Genomic DNA, 22755 nt, shown 5'->3' on the forward strand with positions numbered 1-22755 from the left:
TAAAATCCATTATACAACGTATGTAATCTTTTCTCCCTTTTGTTTACAATAATATCAATAAAGGAGGCAAATCAACATGAAAAAAATATTGTTACTATTAGCAAATGGCTTTGAAGCGGTGGAGGCAAGCGTCTTTACTGATGTGCTCGGCTGGAATAAGTGGGAAGGTGATGGTACAACAGATGTGGTTACGGTCGGCCTGCATGAACAGCTGCAATGCACCTGGAATTTTAAAGTCACTCCTGAAAAATTGCTCCATGAAATTGTATTAGAGGATTTTGATGCATTAGCGATTCCTGGAGGCTTTGAGGAAGCCGGTTTTTATGAGGATGCGTTTAGCGAGGAATTTCAGGCAGTCGTTCGTCACTTTGATGAACACAAAAAACCGATTGCAACAATCTGTGTAGCTTCTCTTATTTTAGGCCACAGTGGAATTCTTCAGCATCGTCAAGCAACAACCTATAATCATCCAACAAGTAAACGTTTAGCACAGCTAAAGGGCTATGGTGCAGCAATTGTCAACGAGCGCATTGTGCAAACTGATCATATCATCACCTCCTCCAATCCAGGAACAGCCTTTGATGTTGCCTTTCGCTTACTAGAAACTCTAACATCTGCTCCAAACACAGCGAAAGTAAAAGAATTAATGGGCTTCCACTAAAGCATAAAAAAGTAGGCTTATACCAATATACTTGGCATAAACCTACTTTTTGTATTATTTACTTACTGGTGCTGTTTCTGATGCACTTAAATCCATTTCCTTTGCATTGTCTAGCACATCTTTTGGAATCGTAATTGTCGTTACCGCATTGAAATCATGATATTTGATCGTTGTTTGCTGTCTTGTTTTGATCGAATTGCCTTCTACTTGCATCTTTAATGTCATGTCCATAGCAATTTCTTCTACATCGAATGTTTCTTTATTAATCAATAATTTATATGTGAGACCATCAAAGGAAATATTGCCTAATTGTGCCTCTAGATCCGCTTCCATTCCTAAATCCATTGCGCCAAGCTGCTGCTTCACTAGCTCTGTGAATTTATCGCCAGAGCCTTTTAATGTTAATTCATAACGGTTTGCTGATTCTACTAATGTAAAATCTTCAGCAAATGCTTGTAGCATCTCCAATTGTTCAGTTGCATCTGGCTGCATCCCTGTTTGGCTCAGTACATCTTCAAATAATTGTTTCGGGAACTTTACCCAGGCCTTTTGTTCTGCCTCATACATATACATACCATCTTTAGCCGTCATATACATTTTAATTGGCAAATTAATCGCTTCACCACTTGTTGGATCTGTTAAAGCCATTGAACCATCAGCAAAGAATTGCATTGGCTCTGTAACAATTTCCATCTTCATGTTGCCTTTAGAATCCATTTTCATGGTTTCCTTACCATCGTTTGCCTCTACTGTCTGAGAGATCGTCATGGTAGCCTTCATGCTTTTTAGCTCTTTTTGCTTGGCTAATGTTTTCGTAAATACTTCCTCTAACAAAGCACTATCCTTTGTTGTAGTAGGTTGTTCTTCTGTTACTTGCTCCTCTTTAGGCTCTTCCTCTTTTACTTCTGTTGTAGGCTGCGTATCCTCAGCTAAGCCTAATGCGTTCACAATAAATGTTGCTAACTGACCACGAGTAACATTTTTATCTACACCAAATTCTGTGGCAGTAACACCCTTCGCAATGCCTGCCTCATACAAAGCTGTTACTGCATCTGCAAATGGACTATCTTGCTGTACATCTGTGAATGGACTTTTACCTTCTGCTGTTAAACCTGCAGCCTCTGCTACCATTACTGCCATTTGACCACGAGTAATTGTGTCATCTGGACGGAATGTATCATCCTCATAGCCTTGTACAACGCCAAGATTAACTAATGTAACAATCGCTTTATAGTATGGGCTAGATGAGTCGACATCCTTGAAATTCGGATTCTCGACAGCCGTATCCGTTGTAGTTAGATGAAAAGCACTTGCTATCATCTTTGCTGCTTGTCCACGTGTCACATCCTTTGAAGGCTTAAATGTACCATCTGGAAAACCATTAATGATGTCTGCTGCATGCAATGTAGAAATACTATTAAAATGCGCATAATCCTCACTCACATCTGAAAATGGACTAGCCGCCGATACAGGTACTACCGCAACAGCAGTAACCGCCATTGCAGCTGTTGCCGCTGTATAAAACTTATGTTTTTTCTTTGTCATAATCAATCGTCCCCCGTTTATGTAAATTTAATGCTTACCTATTAATTTTAGCGAAAGAATTGGAAAAATGCTAGGTTCATTGGAAATTAAATTATAATTATCCATTAAATCCGTCATTTGGTGCTATTTATACATATTTTGGTCACTTCTATCCAACACTCTCTTAATAAATAAAAAACCGACCTCCTAAGAGATCGGTTTTTATGGTGATGATTACTCAGCAGCTTTTGCGCGTAGAACCATTTGTAGGATACCACCATGGCGGTAGTAGTCTACCTCTACTTCTGAGTCGAAACGAGCTAAAGCTTGGAAAGTTTTAACTGTGCCGTCTTCAGATTTAGCAGTTACTGTTAAGATTTCACGTGGTTTTACGTTGTCAGTAATGTTAACAGAGATTTCTTCTTTACCAGTTAAGCCTAATGTATCAGCAGATTCACCTGGCATAAATTGAAGTGGAAGAACACCCATCATTACTAGGTTAGAACGGTGGATACGCTCGTAAGATTGTGCGATAACAGTTTTCACGCCAAGTAGGAATGTACCTTTCGCAGCCCAGTCACGAGAAGAACCCATACCGTAGTCGTTACCAGCAAGTACGACTAAGCCAGTACCTTGCTCTTGGTATTTCATACATGCGTCATAGATGTACTCTACTTCGCCTGTTGGCCAGTAAGTAGTGAATCCACCCTCTGTACCAGGAGCAACTTGGTTACGGATACGGATGTTTGCAAATGTACCACGCATCATTACTTCGTGGTTACCACGACGAGAACCGTAAGAGTTGAAGTCACGGATTGCAACACCGTTTTCAATTAAATATTTACCTGCAGGTGTATCTTTACCGATTGCACCAGCTGGAGAAATATGGTCAGTTGTGATTGAGTCACCGAACTTCGCCATAATGCGTAAGCCATCTAAGCCTTTAATAGCTTCTGGCTCTTTTGCAAGACCTTGGAAGAATGGTGGGTTTTGGATGTAAGTTGATTTGTCATCAAATGTGTATAGAGACTCAGTTGATGTTTCAATTGCATTCCATTTTTCGTTCGCTGTGAATACAGTTTCGTATTCTTTTTGGAATAACTCACGGTTAACAACAGTACCTAATACTGCATTAACTTCTTCAGTTGATGGCCAGATATCAGCGAAGAATACTTCGTTACCATCTTTGTCTTTACCGAATGAATCTTTTTGTAGATCGATATCCACTGTACCAGCAAGTGCATAAGCAACAACAAGTGGTGGTGAAGCTAAGTAGTTAGCTTTTACAAGTGGGTGTACACGACCTTCAAAGTTACGGTTACCAGAAAGAACTGAAGTTACGAATAAGTCATTTGCTTTAATTGCTTCTTCGATTTCAGGTAATAATGGACCTGAGTTACCGATACATGTTGTACAACCGTAACCTACAGTGTTGAAACCGATTTGGTCAAGGTATGTTTGTAAACCTGAATCTTCAAGGTAACCAGTTACAACTTTAGAACCTGGTGCTAAAGAAGTTTTTACCCATTTCGGCACTGTTAGACCTTTTTCTACAGCTTTTTTCGCAACTAAGCCCGCAGCAATTAATACGTATGGGTTAGAAGTATTTGTACAAGAAGTGATCGCAGCAATTGCAACAGCACCTGTTGGAATTTCTACATCGCCTTCAGCGAACTTCGCTACAGAAGTTTTTTCGAATTCATCTTCTGTTAAACCGAAACCTTGTGTACCTTGTGGTGCCACTACTGCTTCTTTGTAACGAGAACGCATTTGAGATAGTGGAATTAAGTCTTGTGGACGTTTAGGACCAGAAAGGTTTGGTTCGATTTCAGCTAAGTTTACTTCTAAAACGTCTGTGTAAACTGGCTCTAATGTTGGATCAAAGAACATGTGGTTCGCTTTTAGGTAAGCTTCTACAACCGCAATGTGCTCTTCGTCACGACCAGTTAAACGCATGTAGTTTAATGATTCTTCGTCGATTGCGAAGTAACCACATGTAGCACCATATTCAGGAGCCATGTTAGAGATTGTCGCACGGTCAGCTAGTGGTAATTTAGATACGCCAGGTCCGAAGAACTCAACGAATTTACCAACTACGCCACGTTGACGTAATACTTGTGTTACTTTTAATGCTAAGTCAGTAGCAGTTGTTCCGTTTGGAAGATCGCCAACTAATTTAACACCGATAACTTCTGGAATTGGGAAGTATGAAGGCTGACCAAGCATACCTGCTTCAGCTTCGATACCACCTACGCCCCATCCAAGAACGCCGATACCGTTGATCATTGTTGTATGAGAGTCAGTACCTACTACTGAATCTGGGAATGTTTCGAATGTGCCGTCAGCATTTTCGTTTACGTGTACAACTGGAGCTAAGTACTCTAAGTTTACTTGGTGAACGATACCTGTTGCTGGTGGTACAGCACGGAAGTTATTGTAAGCAGTTTGAGCCCATTTTAAGAAGTTATAACGCTCAGCGTTACGTTCAAATTCTAGGTCCATGTTTGCTTGTAATGCAGATGCATTACCATATTTGTCAACTTGTACTGAGTGGTCAATTACAAGGTCAACTGGAATAGCAGGGTTGATTTTGCTTGGGTCGCCGCCCATTTCTTTCATTGCAGAACGAAGAGATGCAAGGTCAACAACTACTGGTACACCAGTAAAGTCTTGTAATACAACACGAGAAGGTTTGAATGGTACTTCTGCCTCTGGGTCAGCACCGTTACCCCATTTTGCTAATTCGTTTACGTGTTCTTCTTTAATTACATACGCATCATATTGACGTAAAACAGATTCTAATAATACTTTAATTGAGTAAGGAAGGTTTGAAACTTTTGCAACGCCAGCTTTTTCAATCGCAGCTAAGTCATAGTAATTGTAAGTTTTACCATTCACTTCGAATGATGCACGGCTGTTGTGTAAATTACCTTGTGCCATTTGCGGATCCCCCTAATATATCTTTTTGAAAAGGCTTTAAAAATGTGTAGCATCTTTTCTCCAATACCCATGATAGCGCATTTATATTCATAAGTAAATTACATTAATATTATCTTTTTTGATAAGCATAACTTATGACCTTGGTTTCTATCCTGATGTTTTTAATTTTTTGATGTGCATAATATCAAGGTTTTGTATTAATGAGGGTTTCTATACCTGTCTAACGAAGTGTATCTAAATGTATTTAACTGGGGCACTTTTTGGGGCACTTGCTGGGGCACCTGTAACTTTTTTTAAAATGGTGCCCCAGTTCGTAAAAATGTAGATAAAGAAGGTTTGGACAGGTACTCTCTTATAAGGAAAGAACGATATAAATTCCTTTAAAGTTAATATTATTTCTTTGCCACAATCTGTGGCATTTTTATTTTTTAAAATACAAAAACATTCTACTATATTAATACATTTTTATTATTACAAATAACTACCAACAGAGTAAATACATTATGAAGAATTTCTTTTTTTATTCGACACTTTTTAATTCTCTAATAATTAGTAGGAGGTGTAGATTCTTCAAAGGATAGTATTTATAAACCTGATAATTTACCAAGGCTGGCCTAAAGAAACACTTTATCGTCGGTAATTTCTCTAGTCAATATTCTTGGTTGTCAGACCAAATCAGCCAAAAGTCCTCAATCCTGTTTTATCAACGGTTTGAGGACATATCTCATCACTTCATCTTCTCCAAAAGTTTTAATAGCTGTCATAATCACACTGTAATGATTTGATGGCCATATCAAGTTTTATATACACGTTTAGTACCAAGTGATCTTCTCTTTAAATCATTAGCGTTTAGTAAGGAAGCTTTTTAAATCTGATCAAATGTAATACACTTCACTTAAACTATAGCCAAGTTCCTCAAGATCAAACTAGTCACGTTCAGGGTGTTTAGGTGGTTGTTTCAGTTTTTCGGCAACCTTTTTAGGTTAAGAACGTTTGTTTGTACGCATTGATCTGTTTTATCAACCCAACTGTTATTTGCCTCCCTAGTACAGAAGTGTTTTTTATAGTTTAGAACCAAAACGGTAGGCGAATACTAAAGGTACATTTTATTAATAAAAGTAGGCGAAAAAATGACAATGAATAAATTATTATTTCTTATTTTATCCTCTACTCTGCTCCTGGGAGGCTGTTGGGATGTAACGGAACCTCAAAGAATGTACTATATCAATGCCGTTGGGGTTGATTTTGAAGACGATAAATATAAAGTTTACTTACAAATTATCAATTTTGCTGATGTAGCTAGATCACAGCAATCGGGCGGTGATGTTGAACCTGCTGAAGTCGGGTATGCTGAAGGTAAAACAATTGAAGAAGCGATTTATAAATTGTATCGTTCATCTGATCAAGAGATCTTTTGGGGGCATATGAGATACCTAATATTCTCAGAACGAGCCATGGAAAATGAACGAAGCATTCCTGTTATTGATACTTTTATTCGTTTTCGAGAAACAAGATATCATATTTGGGTTTATTGCACAACGGACCCTATTAATGACTTAATGCTTGTAACACCAATTTTGCGAAACTCTATGACAGCTTCGAAATTAAGTAATCCAATTAGTACTACTAAACAATTAACATTTGTTCAACCTATAAATTTAAGGGAATTAATTATTGGTTTAAATGAACCGAGCCATGAGATTGGTATACCTTATGTAAAGATAATGAAAGGTTGGGAAAATGATGAGGGAGAAATGGATGAAACCACCTTTTCCGGTATAGGCATTCTCTCAAAAAATGGGATTAAAGGTTTTATTAAAGATTCATCAGCAAGAGGCAATCAATGGATGAATGAAGAGACAAGTCGGGGAGAAGTTACCTTTAAATTAGAAGGTGGTGAAAGGGATTATCTAACTGTTGACATAGATAATTTAAATCTCGAAGTTAAGCCCATTGTTAATAAAAACGATCAAGTTGAATTTGAAATTGATATCAAAATACAAGGAACACTCAATGGATTCAAAGGAAAGATTACTACGGATGAAGTGAGAAAAAATATCGCTCAACAAATAGAAAAAGAAGTTAAAGAAACTTATCAAGAAGGTCTAAAATTAGATGCTGATGTATATCGTTTATCAGAATATCTATACAGAAGTAATGTAAAGGTGTGGAAAAAAATCGAGCATAATGGAAAAATACCTTTAACGGAAGATTCAATAAGTAAAATAAATGTTCATGTTAATAAAATAAATCCAGGAAGGAAAACTTTTGATGAGACAATTGAAGAATAAAAAAGCCCGTTACCAATTAAGGTAACGGGCTACTGCTATTAAGCGCTACGTTGTGCAATGATAATCTTCAATCCTTCAAAATCACCACTTGTCATAGTACCATTATCGAATTTCTTCAACCAAGATTTATCGACCAGTTTTTTATCAACTGATTGTTTAATATAATCACGCACTGCATTTTCAGTTGTTGGATTCGTAAATTTCATAATATCATCATCCTTTTCTTTTGGTTTATCTTCAACAAATAGTTGTACTTTTAATTTGCTATTAGATGGAACAATTACTTGTCCTTCTAACTTGTATCCTTTTGGCATCTTCCATGATGTAGGAATCTCGAAATGAGGGGCATCATATTGTCCAGCAGGCCAATACCCTCCCCATGTGATTCCTAACCTTTTGGCGATTGCGCCGACCCTTGACAATGTAGATTTATCATATAAATCGCGAGGTGGAGCTACGGCAATATCCCACGCTCTACGTGATGTGTGATTGCTTAATAAAGTCCATGTAACTTTATATAATTTATTTCCTGCATCATCAAATAACCTTGTACGGCCTTGCTCATGTAAGTAATTTTGGCGTGCTTGACTGCGATATGTCTCTGTGATAAAAATGTCCGTTATACCTGCTTTGAAGCATTCCTGAAAGAGTAGCCGACAAGCTGTTTGAGCAGCTGCAGTTAATTCACTTAAATCTCTGCATGTTTGAGTTACGCTTGTACTCATTTATCATCATCCTTTCGGCTGTATCTCATCGCTCTTTCGCTATCATTTAGTCCTGGCGTTGTTGGATCACTCACTACGCCAAATAAAACTAACAATGCAAGCACAGTATTAAAAATATCTGTTACTTGCTCATTGTAAATCGTAGTATCAAATTCAAATAAAGCTGCAATTTGTTGAATTAATAACAGTAATAATGAAAATGCTCCCACTAAGAATGGCCCATGTTTTAAACGTACTTTCCAATTAATCTTCATTATTGTTATCCTCCATTTTATCAATTCGTTTATGTGCTTGCTTTGCTGATTCTTCTACTCGGATCAAGCGCTCATTTTGTGCTTCAATCTTTCGACCCTGGTCTTTAAAATCTAGTTTAATATCATCCACTCCCCGAGCTATGTAATCTACTTTAGCTGAAATACTAGCTTCGGATGCACCTTGTACTTTACTATCTTTTTTCATCGTTGCAATGACACCAATAACACCTAGCAATGCACCAATTGCCCCAAACAGCAGTGACATTTCAATATTCATAGAACACCTACTTTCAACAATATAAAAAGGACACGTCGATTGACGCATCCTTAAATTCCCTAAATGTTAATGGAATAAAAAAATTCCAGATTGATAAAGAATATTTATTATTTAATTTGTCTACCGCTATATCACTGGATTATTATAAGTTCTGCTTTGTTGTCTGTTACAGACTTCACTCGAAAACTATAAGAATATCCATTGATTAATTCATCACTTTTATAAAATTCAATGTCATTTATCACGACATCTGTTTTACGCAACGCTTCAAAATAGTTTTTCATCCCGTCGCATTCTATTACTAACTTGTCGAGAATAATCTCAAAGTAACCAGATGAGCGATGGAAATGATTAGCTAGAAAAATTTTATCAAAATATTCCATGAAAACCTCCCTTTCATCTACTCATTTCTTCAAAATGGACGGTATTTCCTGCTAACTAGACAATAAAAATAACCCTAAGCTTCTGCTTGCGTCTCGAAATCTTGCCCTGTAATTTCCTTGTACTGTTTTGGCGTGATTTCACCAAAAGGATTTGCATCTGTTTTAACTGCTAATCGTAACTGTGCTGCAGTCACCCATTTATACATAAAAGCGATTTGCCAGAATTGCATCATGAAACACCCCCTTTCAATGCCATTACTTCTAGCTTTAACTGTGTAACTGTTTTACCAAGACTATTTATAAGAAGATCCTTTTGAATGCCCTTAATCTTCTCCTGGGCCAACTGCTCACCAAGTGACGATACTTGTTCATCTATGCTCAATCCAGTTCCAACCTTTACAGGCTGCCCTATAGAGCCATCAGATTCACGTTGTTTATATTCAAAAGCCATTATTCAACCGCCCCCGATATTAGATGGATTTTGTGATTTACCATTACATCTGACCGTGTTGTAGAGATTTTCAAAATGATGTTGTCTTTCGGCTCTGTCGTCTCAAAATAAAAAGTATCTTCAACGATGCCTTTTGTAGGCATAGGAGCCGTATTATTGGCCGTTAGCGTTTCATACTGCTCTTGCTCACCAGCTAATGTCATGGAAAGTTCAACTTTAAGGTCCATACCCTCGTCTCGCTCAATGAATAACAAAACGCCCTTTGCAGATCCAGCAGGAGGTGTAATCTTGTACCTCGCCACAGCATGCAAAATAGGCGTTTTCACTTCATTCTTTTTAAGTTTTATTGTTTTACTTGTCTTAGCACCATAGTTGTCTATTACTTCAATAACGATGGTATTTTCACCTACTACAAGTTCAGCAAGTGATACATCAAACTCCCAAGGACCACCTGGTCCGTTATAGATTTCAACAGGATTATTTGCGTTTACTTTTTTGGTTACTTTAACATTCGCGTTTGCATCTGGATCAGACGAAGTACCACTAATTTTAAATTTGTCTGCATCGACAACTCCTGCAGGTACAACAGCATCAACAGATAGTAAAGGAGCTCGGTTAGGCACGACATAAAATGTACGTTCAATAGTTGCAGACTGGCCATTTTCATTATCGACTGCCCATACTTTTAACGTGTGTGCTACCCCTTCAGCAAGTGTTCCAGTGAGAGCTGTTTCACCATCAAAGAGCTTGCCGTTTTTAAATGTGAGCTGCTTGGATAGTGTAATTTGTGTTTGACTGACGTTGGTTGCTAAGACTTTTCTTTGGTCCCCATTAATTTGGTAGAAAACTGTTACTGATTGATCTTTGTCTGCATCATAAGCATCGCCTGTGAGGTTTATTGTGTCGTTTTCATACAACGTCTGATTGTCAGAAGGTGATATTAGGGTAACTGATGGCGCTTTGTTGATACTTAATGTCCCTCTAAACATCGGACGAGGTGCATTAGAAGCCCCACTGATGTTTTGTATATACAGTGTGGCAGGCGGGTTTTGCAATGTTACCGAAAATGTAGGGTCATAAACTACGAAAGGTACTGTTAGGTTGTCTACGCTAGATGTGGCGACAAATTCGCCTTGCGTCCAACTATCACCGCCATTACTACTGTAAAAACTTGCAATGTCGTTATAACCATCACTTTGTATGAGGGCGCTTGTAGACACCGCAACAACAAGTTTATTAGAGGCATCTACCGAAATAGTTGCATCGTGGCTATGTCTACCAAATACAGCATTGGTTAGATATTTAGTGCCGCCCCAAACAACGCCACCGTCAACACTACGGCTGTATACAACGTTGTACGTCGAATTGCTAGCGCTTGTGTAGACGCTACAAACGGCATGTAAAACTCCGTTTTTGTCTACTGCTAACGATAGTTTGCCTAGCGGTAAACTGTGAGCAAACACTTCGTAATTTACAGACGAACCATTACTGCTATTGATAACATGGGAATATATAGTATAAGTGCCGATTGACTGATTGTAATGTTGACTTAATGCAATCGGCACACCATTTCTTACTACCAGATCAATGTATGTGTAGTTAGTTGCGCTTGCGTTCAATTGGGTTGTATTTGCAGCACCGTTCCACGTACTACCGCCATTGGTACTCTTGGTATAACGTAAATTCCAGGAGTTCGGATACGTCGTTGTTTTAGCTAACCATAGTAGGTGGATTGCGCCGTTTAATGGGTCTGTAGCAATAGACACCGAATTGACTCCCGTCTGCTCTGTGCTTGTGATAGTTATAATAGGTTGATTTGCGTTGCTAACTGTTGTTGCGTCAAACTTCACGACACCTGTAGTATTAAAGGCGGAAACAACCGTGTACACGGTTGTTCCATAGCTAGCTATTGCGAAGTGTGCTGTCCAGCCTCCGTTGTTATAGGATAGTAATGACCACGTAGTCCCTCCGTCTTTAGATACATACCAATAAACTGTACCTACAGCTTTATTCGCTGCAACCATAACAAGCCACCCGTTGCTTAGTCGTGTGACTTTTCTGCCACCTGTGTTTTCGTATGTGATTGCGGACGTCGTTATCGTTCCAGGCTCACCAACCACTTCAGCGCCTCTAACGTACCAATAACCGTCTGTATGACGTCCGTTGGCGGGATATGTGCCATTCTCAGCCACGATGTTAGATTGCACTAGTGAACCTTTGTTGTAACTCGGTACTGACGTGACCTCACTCGCCTTTTTTTCTGCTATCGTTACATTATGTGATGCCCCTGATAAGTTACCTTCGTTTTGCGCGTAGATAGTAAAACGTTGTAAAGTAGAACCACTTATTCTATAGGCTACATCACCTATATTAAGTGGTACGCTGTACCCTATCTGATTAGATACACCATAACTCCCGTTCTGGCTATAGAATGTATAGTTTCTATACAAATCCCAAAATGTCATTGGCGTCCAACCAGCTTCACTGCTCCACGGACCTTGGGAATAAGTATAATTGGTTATCGTATTAAATTTATCGTAATAATACTGTGCTGCCATTCTTAAACCACCTCCACTAACTCAACATTAAATGTCTGCCAATCACCGACACCCATTTCAGCGTTGTCCGTATCAATCAAGACATTACTACGAACAACTTTTGCACCTTTTTTGTATGCATTTTTAAGAGCTTGTACTTTGATAGTGTTTGTTCCTACCTCAGTGATCACAACGTCCTCAATGTGTTCATCATCAAAAATAGTGACCTGTGTAAATGGTGTAAAGCCATCAACACTAGCCACTTTTAAAGTAGTTGTGCCTATTTCAACAGCCTCGATAATATCCGTTAGTGCTTTGTCCAAACTAATTTTGTTTGAGCTGCCATCTAAAACATCAGCAAATGTTCCAGAGTTCCCAGGTACTCGCCCGTCCAATTCCAATTGCACACGCATACGCTGCATTTGCCGATATATTTCGATCATAAAGCGATATGCGTTAAAAATCCCCCACTCAAGATTATTTCCATATTCCGCCCAAAAAATTGTGCCCTCTTCTAGCACTTCACCAGTGTTGGGGTCCGTTAAATCATCCTCCCATTTCACCCGTTTATATGGATTTGTTTTAAAATTTAAAGGAATTTCTTTTGTCATAAATTCAGCCACTTACTTTCACTTCCTTTGCTTCAAGTGTGAGTGGGAATGCAATGGTATAGCCCTGTGTTCCTTTTTGGTAGTTCATACTTTTCACATATAGCTCTCGACCCATCGAATCTACTAAAACTACTCGAGTAATAAGACCTTTTTCAGTTGTTAATTTCACATATTTTCTCAATCCATAACGATCACTAGTATGTGAAATAGGTTTATCATAAACCACCCCATCAATTGTTACCTTTGCCCCAACTACCAATTTACTTAAAAACGCTTCTGTAAGTTGTATTAATAAAGGCTGTATTTCGCTCACACTAATCCACCTCCTGCTCTAAATCGCCCACAAGTCCGTGCGCGAAGTAAAAAAGCATACGATCCATCTCGTACGCTTACATTTTCTTTGCCTATGATTGCTGATTTTGAAGCTGTTTTAAATCGTCCACATATACGATTATTGTTAAAATTCCAAGCATATGTTCCAGCGTTCAACACTAAAGAATCATTAATAGCAAGTATTGTCGCCATCAAGTCGATATTTAAAGGCACAATGCGCTCAATTATATTTATTACCTCTTTATAGTAAATGGTTTGCTCCACATCAATGGCTACTTCCATCTCGAAATGATCAATGTCTAGTAAAATTTGATGTTTATTTTCACCCAATAAATTAGTAAGTACCTTAATTAAGTGTTCAAGTACATAGGGCGCTTTATCTTGCATACGAGCAAGTAACCTTAGCTTACGAAACTTTAATGTTTCACTTTTCAAGTCCGCACGAATCCCGAAATCTTTTTCTCTCATCGCAACAGCTGTCTCGCTTGATGTTAAAATAAACTGATCATTTTCTACATCAAAAAGAGCTTCGTCAAGTTGGTCCCAACATACTGTAACTGTGTTGGACATCTCGCGAAACTCTCTAATATTTCTATAGTAAGGCGGTAATTCCTCTAAAAAGGGATTGGTCATATACTCACTTCCCTCAGTATAACTTGTGAGAGAACAGGGATATCTTCAATCAAATTGATGTTCTTATCAAGCCCATTTAACGTGGTTGAAGCAATATCCTCTACTCCTTCGATTTCCAAAAGTCTCGCTTCAATATGGGTAATCCGCACATTTATGTCTAAATCCTTATACCAAATTGCACGTAGTTCTGCAAAATATTCTTTTAAAGTTTCATTTATTTGTGCCTCAATTTGCCCAATTGTTACCCCATTAAGAATTAGTTCACTTTCAACAACAATATCGTTTTTTCCTACACCTTCAACCGTGACCCCATGGCCAATAGGTGCCGTGCCGTAACCCTCACCTTTGAACTCGATTGGATCTATAATCTCTTGAACATAGGAAACAAACTCTGGTGTCGGTACATTAAAATCAGAATCAATAATAATAGCTTTTACTGTTCCTCCTCCAAATGGCGCACGTCGTAAACGGACACCACCTACACCTTGAATGGCCCTTAACTTTTTCTTATAATCAGCACGATTCCCTCCAAAAGCTTTCTCACGAATATGGTCTAGAAACTTTTGATAAAGGGATTCGTCTGTTTCATCATCTTCACCAGGCACAAGGACATCTGCTAAAATCGCTTTCCCTAACTGATTGTTTGCCTCTAAAGGGAGCATTTCACCATAATCTTTATTTCCAACGGATCCAGCTGTTTGAGCTTCTGCTTTAAAATCACCCGCTTCTATCCGTTCAATTATCGTATATACAATTTCATCTAAACGATATTGGCTACTTATTGACACATCAAGTGGTTGTCCATCACCATCTGTAAACAAAGCACGACGAATAGCTTTACCTGCTTTTTTTCGTTCAACTCCATGCTCATTTACACGTTTTTCAAGATCTTCACCATCTGCTGTAGCAGCAAAAGTGCGACGATAGAGCACAGCCATATCCCAATAAGTCTCAGCAAGTTTCAACGCTGATGGAGCAAGTGCATCGTATATGACACTACCCTCTCGCTTATCAACGTCATCTGGAACCCGTTCAAGCAATGCTGTTAGGATACTATCAAAAGATTGAGCTTCTAAGTAATCAAGCAATTCTTATCGCCTCCTTCAAGAGACTTACATCACCATAAATAGTGCGAGCAATAAAAGTCACTAATACATCTTCCTTTGAAGTAAATTCAAGGCTGAAATTTTCTAATGATGTAATACGCTCATCTTGTAAGACTGCATCATGAATACGCCTAGCTAAGTCCCCACGTACATATAATTCATCATAACCAACCATATTTTGAAAACCGTAGTTATTTGTATAGATAAGATGATGGAAGCGGATCGTATTAAGAGCTTTAAAAATTGCTTGCTCCATTGCTTTCTGACCATCAATAAATCCTCTACAACACCCTTTTTTGAAATCCAAGTGGTATGTTCGTGTCGGTAATTCAACGGTATCGATTACCTCAATTTCTGGTGTTATTGTTATTGCCTCTGTTGGGACTACCATACGCTATCACCTTCCTTGTATCTGTCGGAAACAAAATATTTTTGACCGCCCTGTACCCTATGCAGCACAACTTTATCACCAATTTTAAGTCCATCTTCATAAATAAACTGTGCATACTTCATCTCGTATTTTTCATAAGGATTAGGTGCAGATTCACCTATATTTTTCCGTGTAGAACTTGTTTGTTTCAATGCATCTCCTATACGACCACTAGAAAAATTTTGTACATGTTCATAAGAAAGCGAAACTATACGTTCATGCCTTGTCAAATGCTCTGCAACAAGCAAAAACTCATCCGTTAAGATGAGCTTGGAATGGACTTCTATTTTCAGGGGCTTCGATTCAATTACTTCACCTACAACAATATTAACTGGATTGGATGCTTGGAAGGCAGCCATGGCTGTTGTTTTGATTAAATCTAGTAAACTCATCATATCACCTTCAATTCTAATGACATTGTATGAACTTTAGGTGTCCACTCATGGGTACAAGCATCCACCAAAAACAATTGCTTTAACCCTAGCTTTTCGATGAAGATAAACACCATTTTGCCTGCTCGTACACGCCAGTCACCTAAACATTTCAAAGATAGTTTCTTTTTTTCTTTATTGTGTACAGCTAGTAACGCATCTAACAGACTCTCAACTTGCGCTTTCGTCATATTTTCATCTACTTTTTCGTAATACTGCAATTGTCCCCATTTAGCGATATTGTTACTATCCTGCGCTATAAATACCCGTCTCTTTGATGCCTTTTTATCATCTAAAACGAGCTTAATGCGATTGTAACTATCATCTATAGAGATGGAATAATCATAATCATACAAAAGACTTTCTTCACCTATATAAAAATCAGTAGGTGGGATTATTAAATCTTTAATGTTATGAAGCTCAAGTGAGCCAAAATCATCCATGAAAACAAAGCTTTGGTTGGTTGCGACAATAGCAGAATCAATATACTTCATAATGACATCTAATGCTTTTTTATCTTCCTCTATCATTGCTGGTGCTTTATAACCTGTCTTGGTAGATACACTTAATTTTAATTTAGCTTGGCTGCATATTTGAGCTATAGCCGCCTCAGACTGCATTGATTTCATGACAAACGTGTCATTGAACATTAAATACCTCAGTTGGTCATAAGCAGTAATCTTAAATTCGCTGCTTTTCCCCAGTTCAGCTTTAAATGAATAACCATAAAAAATTTTGTGCTTCTCATCAGTCACCCTTACAATCGCACCAGATATAATTTTATTTTCGAGTGGCTTAGGATTTAACAGATTAACATTCAGTTCAGAAGCTTTTCCTGTTTTTTCTGTTTTCCAACTAATTGACGTGACAGGGATTTCATATATCTTTCCATCACGATTGTCGATTAATACTTCTATACCTGTCACCTCATTTCTTAGCTGTCCACTCAGGCGGTATTTTTACTTTTAGGCCAATAGGTAATTTTCTTAACTCACTGTCCTTTATTCCATTCAACGATTGTAGAGCCTTGTAGTTTGCTCCATTCCCTGTATACTTTTGAGCAATCTTCCATAGAGAATCCCCTTTTACTAAACTATAAGTCTGCGGAACAGGTTTAGGATTATCTCGCGGAGCTTCCTTTTTAGCCACTGTTACTGGTTGTTTAGTGGCCACTACCTTTTTAGTAGCACTCTTTTTTACTACTTCCATCTTTTTAAAACCAAACGGCACATGTTTTTTAAAAGAAATTGTGTAATCCACATCTTCTGTGCCAAATTGATCCTTTGGTTCAAAGCTTTCAATTGTCACCAACTCATTAATAGAAAAGGAACCACCAACATAAATAAAGCGGATAACCGTTTCTGCGGCCATCCACTTGTTTATCTGGTCTATATATATTTGAGGTTCTCTGAACTGAGTTTCTGCATAGTGTGTATCATCAGCAGGGAAAAATGATGAGAAAGCAAACTCTGTTAGTTTCATTGGTTTAGGTACATTAACAGTTCCCTTTTTAGCGATAGAAAACTCTTCACCATCAGCCGTGTTTTTAAAAGGGAGTTCAGGCGGATTTACAGGGATACGAAAGCCCTCGGTATCATTCTTAGCACTAAGATAGATGCCTATCATGTATATACCCCCTCAACCGAACGATCTTGCTCATCTTTTAACCACTTCACAATTTGTTTGATTAGTTCCTGCAAGTCCACATCTTTATGAATATCACCTGAAAATTCGATTTTAGGTTCACTCTTAACATGCTGAACTATGGTCTTATTACTGTTTGTAATAGGTGTAGAAGATACTTTTTCTCGTACATCTTTTGAAACTGCAATATCATCTCTAGCTGGAGCATTTAATGTGTTTGATACAAGGTCATTGATTTCACCCGATTTCCCCCCTACTCTGGATAAATCATCATACTTATTAAGGAGTTTTTCCATCTTACTACCTGTTGTATCTTCAAAGTTATTATGGACTTGTAAATGAGGTGTAAGTGAAATAATGTTATTGATGGCCTTTCCTTCTGCAATATCTTTGAATACTTCAAGATATTCATCAGCAAGATTGATTTTATCCTCAATTTTTTTTACTTTATCGAGTTTTCCACCCTTTAATTTTCCTTTGTCGGGGTCGCCAGCTGCACCTAGACCTGATTCAGAAGGAGCGGTTTTTACAACGTCGTCCATTAAGCTTGCTTTATCAAGAAAAGGATTTTCTTTATTTTTATCATCTTTACCTAATCCAGCCAAACTTTTTGCCTTATCAACTAAGCCACTTACTTTATCGGCAGCTCCCATCATACCGTCGTATGCCCATTCGTTTGCTTTATTAAAAGTATCTGGGATACTAAAGAGCTTGGTCTTAGACAAACTAACTACGTTTTTATCACTGGTTGGAGCTTTAATATTTGCAGCAAAGTTCTGCCAATGCTTTGTAATGACATTTGATTTACCAGTCTGTAACTCTCCTATTTTACCGAATTTAACACCAGGTATTTTATTAACTAGGGTAATTAATCCATTTACGGCCTTGATGGCAATGTTAACGCCTGCAACAAAGGCATTCCCTAACGCTGTTGCAGCACTATCAAAACTCCCTGTCATAGCTGACATATTTTCCACTACCATCATGACCAAATCATAAAATAATTTTTTTACTGCATAGACGGGATCAATAAATAAATTAATAAAGAATTCGGCAAAAATTGTTAAGAAATTTGCTATATTTATAAATTGATTAAGGATATAGGCTCCTAATGCTGCGAAAATGCCTGCTACAAACCCAACTACCGTGGCAGTCTCTTCACCCCACATAACCATGGCCATCACTACTAAGGCAATTACGGTAATGATGGCAATAAGTACCCACGTTATCGGATTTGAAAGAAATGCAGCATTTACAACCCATTGAGCCGCTGCCCAAGCAAGAGTGGCTACTCTAATTAAACCTAATATTGCATATTTAGTTGCTAGTATTGCTACTATTGATCCTATAATCGTTCCTAAAATCACTAAAATAGGTACCACCAAACTAGCATTATCATACATAAACTGCCCTATAGCCCCAATCATGTTATACAATGCCTCAAGAATCGAGAATACGAATGATAGCCCTGATACAAAAAGATTAATAAACACCATTGCATGCCCTGCTAAAATTCCGAAAGCATTGGAATTTACAAATTGTCTAAAACGTACAAATAACGGCTCGAAAGCTCGCTGTGCCCAGTTATTAAAGACTGTCATAGCATCAGCAAATGTCAGTGGCATTTTATTGAATTTGTCTTCAATTTCCGTAGCTGCTGCAAACAAAGATTTTTTAATAATATCAGCAGTAATTTCACCATCTGACGACATATCCTTCAAGCCTTCCATTCCAACACCTGTAGCATCAGCAATCGCTTGACCTAGGAGCGGAGCATTTTCCATTATTGAACGGAATTCATCGCCCTGTAGTCGCCCTGAAGCCATCGCTTGTGTCAATTGGTACATACCTGCTTGTTTCTCTTGCGTCCCCGCTCCTGATACGCTAAATGATTTATTCATAAGCTCTGTAAAACGTAAAGCTTCATCATTGCTTGCAAAAGCATCTTTAGCTAATAGATTTAACTTAGCAACACTTGACGCTGTATCGTTATACGAACTTAAACTTCTTTGAGATGCCCTATAAATCTTGTCTTGTAACTCCTTCTGGGTCTGCAATCCGTCGTTAATATTAGCTAAACGGGCATTAGTATTTGAATAATTATCAGAAGCTTGTGTAAATTTACTAAACCCGTTAGTAATGCCTTGAATAGATAAGTACGCAGTTGTAAAACCCAATAGATTAGTTAACAACATACGTACGCTACTGGTGGCAGAATTCGCACTATCCCGGACTCCATTTAGACTATCTCTTAATCTATTTCCTGAAGTTTGCCCCTCGCTCCCTGCCAACCTAGCACTTGATCTTAAACGTTCAAAAGAAGCACTTGCACTTTCTATGTCTCGCCGAGCCCTCTGCAAACTGCGCATATCACTAGCTCTGTTAGATGCTGTGTGCATTTGTTCCATTGCTCTAATGATACTATTCATTGCTTTCATCATTTTTTGAAGAGTGCCAGTCATTTTATCTGTTAATGACATCGTTGTGCGTACAGACAGTTTAATCATCCTCCTCTCTAGCCAAAATAAAAAGCACTCAATAAGAGTGCTTAAAACATTTTTTGCATCAATAACTTATAAATTTTTTCATTAACTTCAATCAAACTTTTCTTGCCATCTTTGAACTCAATAACCAATGTATGTGTACCTTTATTTTTTGCAGATAAGCCTGCTAAGAGTCCGACAGGTCCTAATAATGCTCCGCCAACTAATCCCCGAGTCACGCCGCTTACTGCACTTTTTCTATGTTCTTCTGTAATTAATTCATAAGAATCAACAGTTTCTTTATTTAAAGGAAACTTTTTAGTAAATCCTGTGAATAAAAAAACCTCTTCTTTACTGAAGAACCCCTGTTGGCCAATCATTATGTTTTTTCCTTCATAATCTCCCGCAAGTACCTTATTTTGAGCCATGTGTATCCCTCCTCATACACAAATATACAGAATATGAAGAGATTACACTATACCATTTATATACACATCACCCCTTTCAATGAAAAAACACCCTTAAATGAGAGTGTTTAATATAATTTATATTACATAAACTGATTGATTTATCTGTAATTTACGTTTTTCTAATTCATGAAACAGTTTAGAAACAATTTCGTCATTCCCTAATTTATTCTCTAGAGCACCTTTCAGAGCAAAGTATAATAAACACACATCTTGCTCCTGCAATTCATAAACAACTTTGCTCCACCAATGTACAATGTTGTCAGACCATGGTGGTGTTACATTGAAAAAATCCGAGAAATCGAAAATAGCTTTTAATAACTTTCCATTAGTAATTTTCATAATGTCCTCCTATTAGGGGTAACATCCACTTCATATCGTAACAAATTTATGTTACAATTTGTTGTGCTGAAACATATAGAGTGGATGTCACTCAAATTTGTATCACGATCTAAGTTGGCGCTTAGATTGTGATTTTTTATTTTCTTGAAGCATTTATGATACCTCTTATGCTTTCACGAGTTTTAATTGAACTTGACGATTATACTGTTCTATCTCTAATCTCAAAGATGTTGATGGCTGCCACATAGAGATAAACTTTTGACCTTCCTCATAATTTATTTTTGGTAACTCACTGTAACGTGGAATACTAAAATATCTGTTAAATTCACCCCATAAAGATTTAAAAACTTTTCTACTAATCTTGTTGTATGCAGGAGAATCTTTTCCACCCAGGGCTTGCATTACTTTGTAAGCTCCTTTTTGCTGAATATTTTGCTGCTCAACCCCATCAATTCGCATTTGACTAACAACCTTATCTAACTTACTTTCAATCATATCTACACGCTCGCTTGTTTCAATGGACAACTTCAAATGTTCACGTCTTTGTTGTTCAACTGTTAAAATTGGTTGTGATAGTTGTTGAATGAATTCTTTCATTCTCTTAAATTCTTGAATGAACTTCACTTTCATTTTCATTGCCGAGGGAGTTACATAAGACATTACCACAATAGCAAAACCATCTTCTGTCAAATTATATTTTTGATACCATTGCTTGTTTTGAGGGTGTTGATATTGGGTAGCGTCAAAGTTGGCGACACCCCATTCACCTTCTCCTGCTTCTTTTAATTTAGTAATTTGATTTTCGATATCACGAACAACTTTATCATGTGCCTTCTCGAACATCTCAGCAATAGCCAAACTGTCAGTAACAACCTCGTTGTTTTCAATAAATACTAATTGATTCATACTAACTCTCCTTTTTATAAAATTAATTTCTCTAAAACATCTTTCGGAATTTTTTCCCGATATGCAGCCACTTTCAATTCTAATTTATCAATCCCCAATACTTCTGAGATTGCATCATTGATTCGTTCACCTGCTGGATTAATTTTTCCGTTTTGAAGTTTACTAAGATAAGATTTATCAATGTTCACTCCTTTCTTCTCTAATCTTCTAGTTATTTGAGCCAAAGAAAGATCTGATTCAATTATGCTTTTTCGCAGTATATCTGAATACTTCACTACCCAACCCCCTTATAGTTGTTTTCATAAAAACAACGTTGTTATATTTACCACTATATTTCGTTGTGTTATAAAAGTCAACTGCATAATATAACAAAATTTTGTTAATATTTATTGTAGTAATAAAAACAACGATAGGAGAGATCTCATGAATTATAGTGAACTTTTAAGCTCCTATATAAAAAATAGTAAAATGAGCCTTTCAGAAATATCACAAAAACTTAAAGAAAAAGGCTTTTCTACGGATAAGACATACTTAAGTAAATTACAAAATGGAAAAATTCCTGCTGCCGGAGAAAAAATCAATACTGCTCTTGCTGAAATACTCAATGGTGATGCAACAATGCTAGAATTATTGGCATTTGTAGATAAATCACCTGATATTATTAAACTGGTACTTACTAATTTCGATAAAGAGTTTCTTGAACTTCTTGCTGAATTAATGAAGAAATATCCGGAAATCCCAATTGATTTATTAGGTACAAACATACTAAATATTGAATACCCAGAAGAGATACAAAAAATAAATAACCATTCACATGAAATTATTTTCAAATTATTAAGTAGTGGACAGTCTGATTATATTAACGAATTAACACTAATAAGTTTAAAAGAAAAATTTGACGGTCTTCTTAATTTTAAAAAACACGAAAATAGTATTCGAGAAACCTTAAAAAACAAAGGCTTAGAATCTACAATTAATCTTATTAATACACTTATATCAAGTGATATTATTTCTAGGAAGTTACTATATACAAAGAATGAATCCAATGTACAAATTAAAGATACAGAGCTATTAGAATGGTATCAATCGCTTCCTCGAGCTGGTGAAAAAAAATTGCGCAAATTACGTGCTATATGGGAAATGATGCAAGATGATGAATAAACTATTCTTTTTATAAGAAGTTATATTTTTTTACCATTACCAACAAAGTATTGTTGTAATTGAACAATATTTTGTTAGCTACTTCTTAGTCACAAGCAGTTAGCAACTACAAAAAAGCACCGCAAACATACTGATTCCTCAGTTGTGTACGGTGCTTCCGACTAT

At 37.2% G+C, this 22755-nt stretch carries 25 protein-coding genes; 3 read left to right on the plus strand and 22 right to left on the minus strand.

What is annotated here, in order from left to right; all coding sequences use genetic code 11:
* Nucleotides 1–76: 76 nt before the first annotated feature.
* Nucleotides 77–661, plus strand: coding sequence for a DJ-1/PfpI family protein (locus tag MKY76_RS12570; protein WP_054550256.1), 585 nt, complete (start codon nt 77–79; stop codon nt 659–661).
* 54 nt (nt 662–715) lie between these two features.
* On the opposite strand, the gene MKY76_RS12575 is transcribed toward MKY76_RS12570, so the two are convergent.
* Nucleotides 716–2206 (minus strand): S-layer homology domain-containing protein, encoded by a 1491-nt coding sequence (locus tag MKY76_RS12575; protein WP_048393125.1) that lies wholly within the window; start codon nt 2204–2206, stop codon nt 716–718.
* A 213-nt stretch (nt 2207–2419) separates the two neighbouring features.
* Nucleotides 2420–5125 carry an aconitate hydratase AcnA gene (gene acnA / locus MKY76_RS12580; protein ID WP_048393126.1) on the minus strand — a complete coding sequence of 902 codons (2706 nt, stop codon included), beginning with the start codon at nt 5123–5125 and terminating at the stop codon, nt 2420–2422.
* A 1130-nt stretch (nt 5126–6255) separates the two neighbouring features.
* Here acnA and MKY76_RS12585 point away from each other — a divergent pair.
* A complete protein-coding gene (locus MKY76_RS12585) occupies nt 6256–7416 on the plus strand; it encodes a Ger(x)C family spore germination protein (RefSeq protein WP_342556626.1) in 1161 nt (386 codons plus the stop codon).
* A gap of 38 nt (nt 7417–7454) precedes the next feature.
* On the opposite strand, the gene MKY76_RS12590 is transcribed toward MKY76_RS12585, so the two are convergent.
* The 20 genes from MKY76_RS12590 to MKY76_RS12685 form a co-directional block, all read right to left on the minus strand.
* On the minus strand, nt 7455–8141 hold the full coding sequence (locus tag MKY76_RS12590; protein WP_342556627.1) for a M15 family metallopeptidase: 687 nt from the start codon (nt 8139–8141) through the stop codon (nt 7455–7457).
* Nucleotides 8138–8395 carry a phage holin gene (locus tag MKY76_RS12595; RefSeq protein ID WP_342556628.1) on the minus strand — a complete coding sequence of 86 codons (258 nt, stop codon included), beginning with the start codon at nt 8393–8395 and terminating at the stop codon, nt 8138–8140. Before MKY76_RS12595 ends, MKY76_RS12590 begins: the two co-directional genes overlap by 4 nt.
* Nucleotides 8385–8672 (minus strand): hypothetical protein, encoded by a 288-nt coding sequence (locus MKY76_RS12600; RefSeq protein ID WP_342556629.1) that lies wholly within the window; start codon nt 8670–8672, stop codon nt 8385–8387. The genes MKY76_RS12595 and MKY76_RS12600 overlap by 11 nt, the downstream gene beginning before the upstream one ends.
* A gap of 131 nt (nt 8673–8803) precedes the next feature.
* Nucleotides 8804–9055: a hypothetical protein gene (locus MKY76_RS12605; RefSeq protein ID WP_342556630.1), complete on the minus strand. Its 252-nt coding sequence runs from the start codon at nt 9053–9055 to the stop codon at nt 8804–8806.
* A gap of 74 nt (nt 9056–9129) precedes the next feature.
* Entirely contained in the window at nt 9130–9285 is a 156-nt protein-coding gene (locus MKY76_RS12610; protein WP_066037055.1) for an XkdX family protein, read from the minus strand.
* Nucleotides 9285–9506, minus strand: a complete 222-nt coding sequence (locus tag MKY76_RS12615) for a hypothetical protein (protein WP_342556631.1) — start codon at nt 9504–9506, stop codon at nt 9285–9287. The genes MKY76_RS12610 and MKY76_RS12615 overlap by 1 nt, the downstream gene beginning before the upstream one ends.
* Nucleotides 9506–12064 (minus strand): sialidase family protein, encoded by a 2559-nt coding sequence (locus MKY76_RS12620; RefSeq protein WP_342556632.1) that lies wholly within the window; start codon nt 12062–12064, stop codon nt 9506–9508. Before MKY76_RS12620 ends, MKY76_RS12615 begins: the two co-directional genes overlap by 1 nt.
* Before the next feature lie 2 nt (nt 12065–12066).
* Nucleotides 12067–12654 carry a hypothetical protein gene (locus tag MKY76_RS12625; RefSeq protein WP_342556633.1) on the minus strand — a complete coding sequence of 196 codons (588 nt, stop codon included), beginning with the start codon at nt 12652–12654 and terminating at the stop codon, nt 12067–12069.
* A gap of 4 nt (nt 12655–12658) precedes the next feature.
* Nucleotides 12659–12967: a hypothetical protein gene (locus tag MKY76_RS12630; protein WP_342556634.1), complete on the minus strand. Its 309-nt coding sequence runs from the start codon at nt 12965–12967 to the stop codon at nt 12659–12661.
* Entirely contained in the window at nt 12964–13620 is a 657-nt protein-coding gene (locus MKY76_RS12635) for a putative phage tail protein (protein ID WP_342556635.1), read from the minus strand. Before MKY76_RS12635 ends, MKY76_RS12630 begins: the two co-directional genes overlap by 4 nt.
* Nucleotides 13617–14708: a baseplate J/gp47 family protein gene (locus MKY76_RS12640; RefSeq protein ID WP_342556636.1), complete on the minus strand. Its 1092-nt coding sequence runs from the start codon at nt 14706–14708 to the stop codon at nt 13617–13619. The genes MKY76_RS12635 and MKY76_RS12640 overlap by 4 nt, the downstream gene beginning before the upstream one ends.
* A complete protein-coding gene (locus MKY76_RS12645; protein WP_342556637.1) occupies nt 14701–15117 on the minus strand; it encodes a DUF2634 domain-containing protein in 417 nt (138 codons plus the stop codon). The genes MKY76_RS12640 and MKY76_RS12645 overlap by 8 nt, the downstream gene beginning before the upstream one ends.
* Nucleotides 15111–15551 carry a DUF2577 domain-containing protein gene (locus MKY76_RS12650; protein WP_342556638.1) on the minus strand — a complete coding sequence of 147 codons (441 nt, stop codon included), beginning with the start codon at nt 15549–15551 and terminating at the stop codon, nt 15111–15113. The genes MKY76_RS12645 and MKY76_RS12650 overlap by 7 nt, the downstream gene beginning before the upstream one ends.
* Nucleotides 15548–16513 (minus strand): hypothetical protein, encoded by a 966-nt coding sequence (locus MKY76_RS12655; RefSeq protein WP_342556639.1) that lies wholly within the window; start codon nt 16511–16513, stop codon nt 15548–15550. The genes MKY76_RS12650 and MKY76_RS12655 overlap by 4 nt, the downstream gene beginning before the upstream one ends.
* Nucleotide 16514: 1 nt before the next feature.
* Nucleotides 16515–17213, minus strand: a complete 699-nt coding sequence (locus tag MKY76_RS12660) for a LysM peptidoglycan-binding domain-containing protein (protein WP_342556640.1) — start codon at nt 17211–17213, stop codon at nt 16515–16517.
* Nucleotides 17210–19738: a tape measure protein gene (locus MKY76_RS12665; RefSeq protein ID WP_342556641.1), complete on the minus strand. Its 2529-nt coding sequence runs from the start codon at nt 19736–19738 to the stop codon at nt 17210–17212. The genes MKY76_RS12660 and MKY76_RS12665 overlap by 4 nt, the downstream gene beginning before the upstream one ends.
* 41 nt (nt 19739–19779) lie before the next feature.
* Nucleotides 19780–20142 carry a hypothetical protein gene (locus tag MKY76_RS12670; RefSeq protein WP_342556642.1) on the minus strand — a complete coding sequence of 121 codons (363 nt, stop codon included), beginning with the start codon at nt 20140–20142 and terminating at the stop codon, nt 19780–19782.
* A gap of 117 nt (nt 20143–20259) precedes the next feature.
* Entirely contained in the window at nt 20260–20523 is a 264-nt protein-coding gene (locus MKY76_RS12675) for a hypothetical protein (RefSeq protein ID WP_342556643.1), read from the minus strand.
* A 165-nt stretch (nt 20524–20688) separates the two neighbouring features.
* Nucleotides 20689–21429 carry an ORF6C domain-containing protein gene (locus MKY76_RS12680; RefSeq protein WP_342556644.1) on the minus strand — a complete coding sequence of 247 codons (741 nt, stop codon included), beginning with the start codon at nt 21427–21429 and terminating at the stop codon, nt 20689–20691.
* A gap of 14 nt (nt 21430–21443) precedes the next feature.
* Nucleotides 21444–21704, minus strand: coding sequence for an XRE family transcriptional regulator (locus MKY76_RS12685; protein ID WP_342556645.1), 261 nt, complete (start codon nt 21702–21704; stop codon nt 21444–21446).
* Nucleotides 21705–21852: 148 nt separating this feature from the next.
* Here MKY76_RS12685 and MKY76_RS12690 point away from each other — a divergent pair, with 148 nt between their 5' ends.
* Entirely contained in the window at nt 21853–22590 is a 738-nt protein-coding gene (locus MKY76_RS12690; RefSeq protein ID WP_342556646.1) for a hypothetical protein, read from the plus strand.
* Nucleotides 22591–22755 lie beyond the last annotated feature (165 nt).

The organism is Lysinibacillus sp. FSL P4-0201, assembly GCF_038593425.1.
Classification (GTDB): domain Bacteria; phylum Bacillota; class Bacilli; order Bacillales_A; family Planococcaceae; genus Lysinibacillus; species Lysinibacillus capsici.

Excerpts from the sequence above, each read along its gene's own strand:
- MKY76_RS12570 (WP_054550256.1), top strand. The coding sequence starts at position 77 with ATGAAAAAAATATTGTTACTATTAGCAAATGGCTTTGAAGCGGTGGAG.
- MKY76_RS12575 (WP_048393125.1), bottom strand. The coding sequence starts at position 2,206 with ATGACAAAGAAAAAACATAAGTTTTATACAGCGGCAACAGCTGCAATG.
- acnA (WP_048393126.1), bottom strand. The coding sequence starts at position 5,125 with ATGGCACAAGGTAATTTACACAACAGCCGTGCATCATTCGAAGTGAAT.
- MKY76_RS12585 (WP_342556626.1), top strand. The coding sequence starts at position 6,256 with ATGACAATGAATAAATTATTATTTCTTATTTTATCCTCTACTCTGCTC.
- MKY76_RS12590 (WP_342556627.1), bottom strand. The coding sequence starts at position 8,141 with ATGAGTACAAGCGTAACTCAAACATGCAGAGATTTAAGTGAATTAACT.
- MKY76_RS12595 (WP_342556628.1), bottom strand. The coding sequence starts at position 8,395 with ATGAAGATTAATTGGAAAGTACGTTTAAAACATGGGCCATTCTTAGTG.
- MKY76_RS12600 (WP_342556629.1), bottom strand. The coding sequence starts at position 8,672 with ATGAATATTGAAATGTCACTGCTGTTTGGGGCAATTGGTGCATTGCTA.
- MKY76_RS12605 (WP_342556630.1), bottom strand. The coding sequence starts at position 9,055 with ATGGAATATTTTGATAAAATTTTTCTAGCTAATCATTTCCATCGCTCA.
- MKY76_RS12610 (WP_066037055.1), bottom strand. The coding sequence starts at position 9,285 with ATGCAATTCTGGCAAATCGCTTTTATGTATAAATGGGTGACTGCAGCA.
- MKY76_RS12615 (WP_342556631.1), bottom strand. The coding sequence starts at position 9,506 with ATGGCTTTTGAATATAAACAACGTGAATCTGATGGCTCTATAGGGCAG.
- MKY76_RS12620 (WP_342556632.1), bottom strand. The coding sequence starts at position 12,064 with ATGGCAGCACAGTATTATTACGATAAATTTAATACGATAACCAATTAT.
- MKY76_RS12625 (WP_342556633.1), bottom strand. The coding sequence starts at position 12,654 with ATGACAAAAGAAATTCCTTTAAATTTTAAAACAAATCCATATAAACGG.
- MKY76_RS12635 (WP_342556635.1), bottom strand. The coding sequence starts at position 13,620 with ATGACCAATCCCTTTTTAGAGGAATTACCGCCTTACTATAGAAATATT.
- MKY76_RS12645 (WP_342556637.1), bottom strand. The coding sequence starts at position 15,117 with ATGGTAGTCCCAACAGAGGCAATAACAATAACACCAGAAATTGAGGTA.
- MKY76_RS12650 (WP_342556638.1), bottom strand. The coding sequence starts at position 15,551 with ATGATGAGTTTACTAGATTTAATCAAAACAACAGCCATGGCTGCCTTC.
- MKY76_RS12660 (WP_342556640.1), bottom strand. The coding sequence starts at position 17,213 with ATGATAGGCATCTATCTTAGTGCTAAGAATGATACCGAGGGCTTTCGT.
- MKY76_RS12665 (WP_342556641.1), bottom strand. The coding sequence starts at position 19,738 with ATGATTAAACTGTCTGTACGCACAACGATGTCATTAACAGATAAAATG.
- MKY76_RS12670 (WP_342556642.1), bottom strand. The coding sequence starts at position 20,142 with ATGGCTCAAAATAAGGTACTTGCGGGAGATTATGAAGGAAAAAACATA.
- MKY76_RS12675 (WP_342556643.1), bottom strand. The coding sequence starts at position 20,523 with ATGAAAATTACTAATGGAAAGTTATTAAAAGCTATTTTCGATTTCTCG.
- MKY76_RS12680 (WP_342556644.1), bottom strand. The coding sequence starts at position 21,429 with ATGAATCAATTAGTATTTATTGAAAACAACGAGGTTGTTACTGACAGT.
- MKY76_RS12690 (WP_342556646.1), top strand. The coding sequence starts at position 21,853 with ATGAATTATAGTGAACTTTTAAGCTCCTATATAAAAAATAGTAAAATG.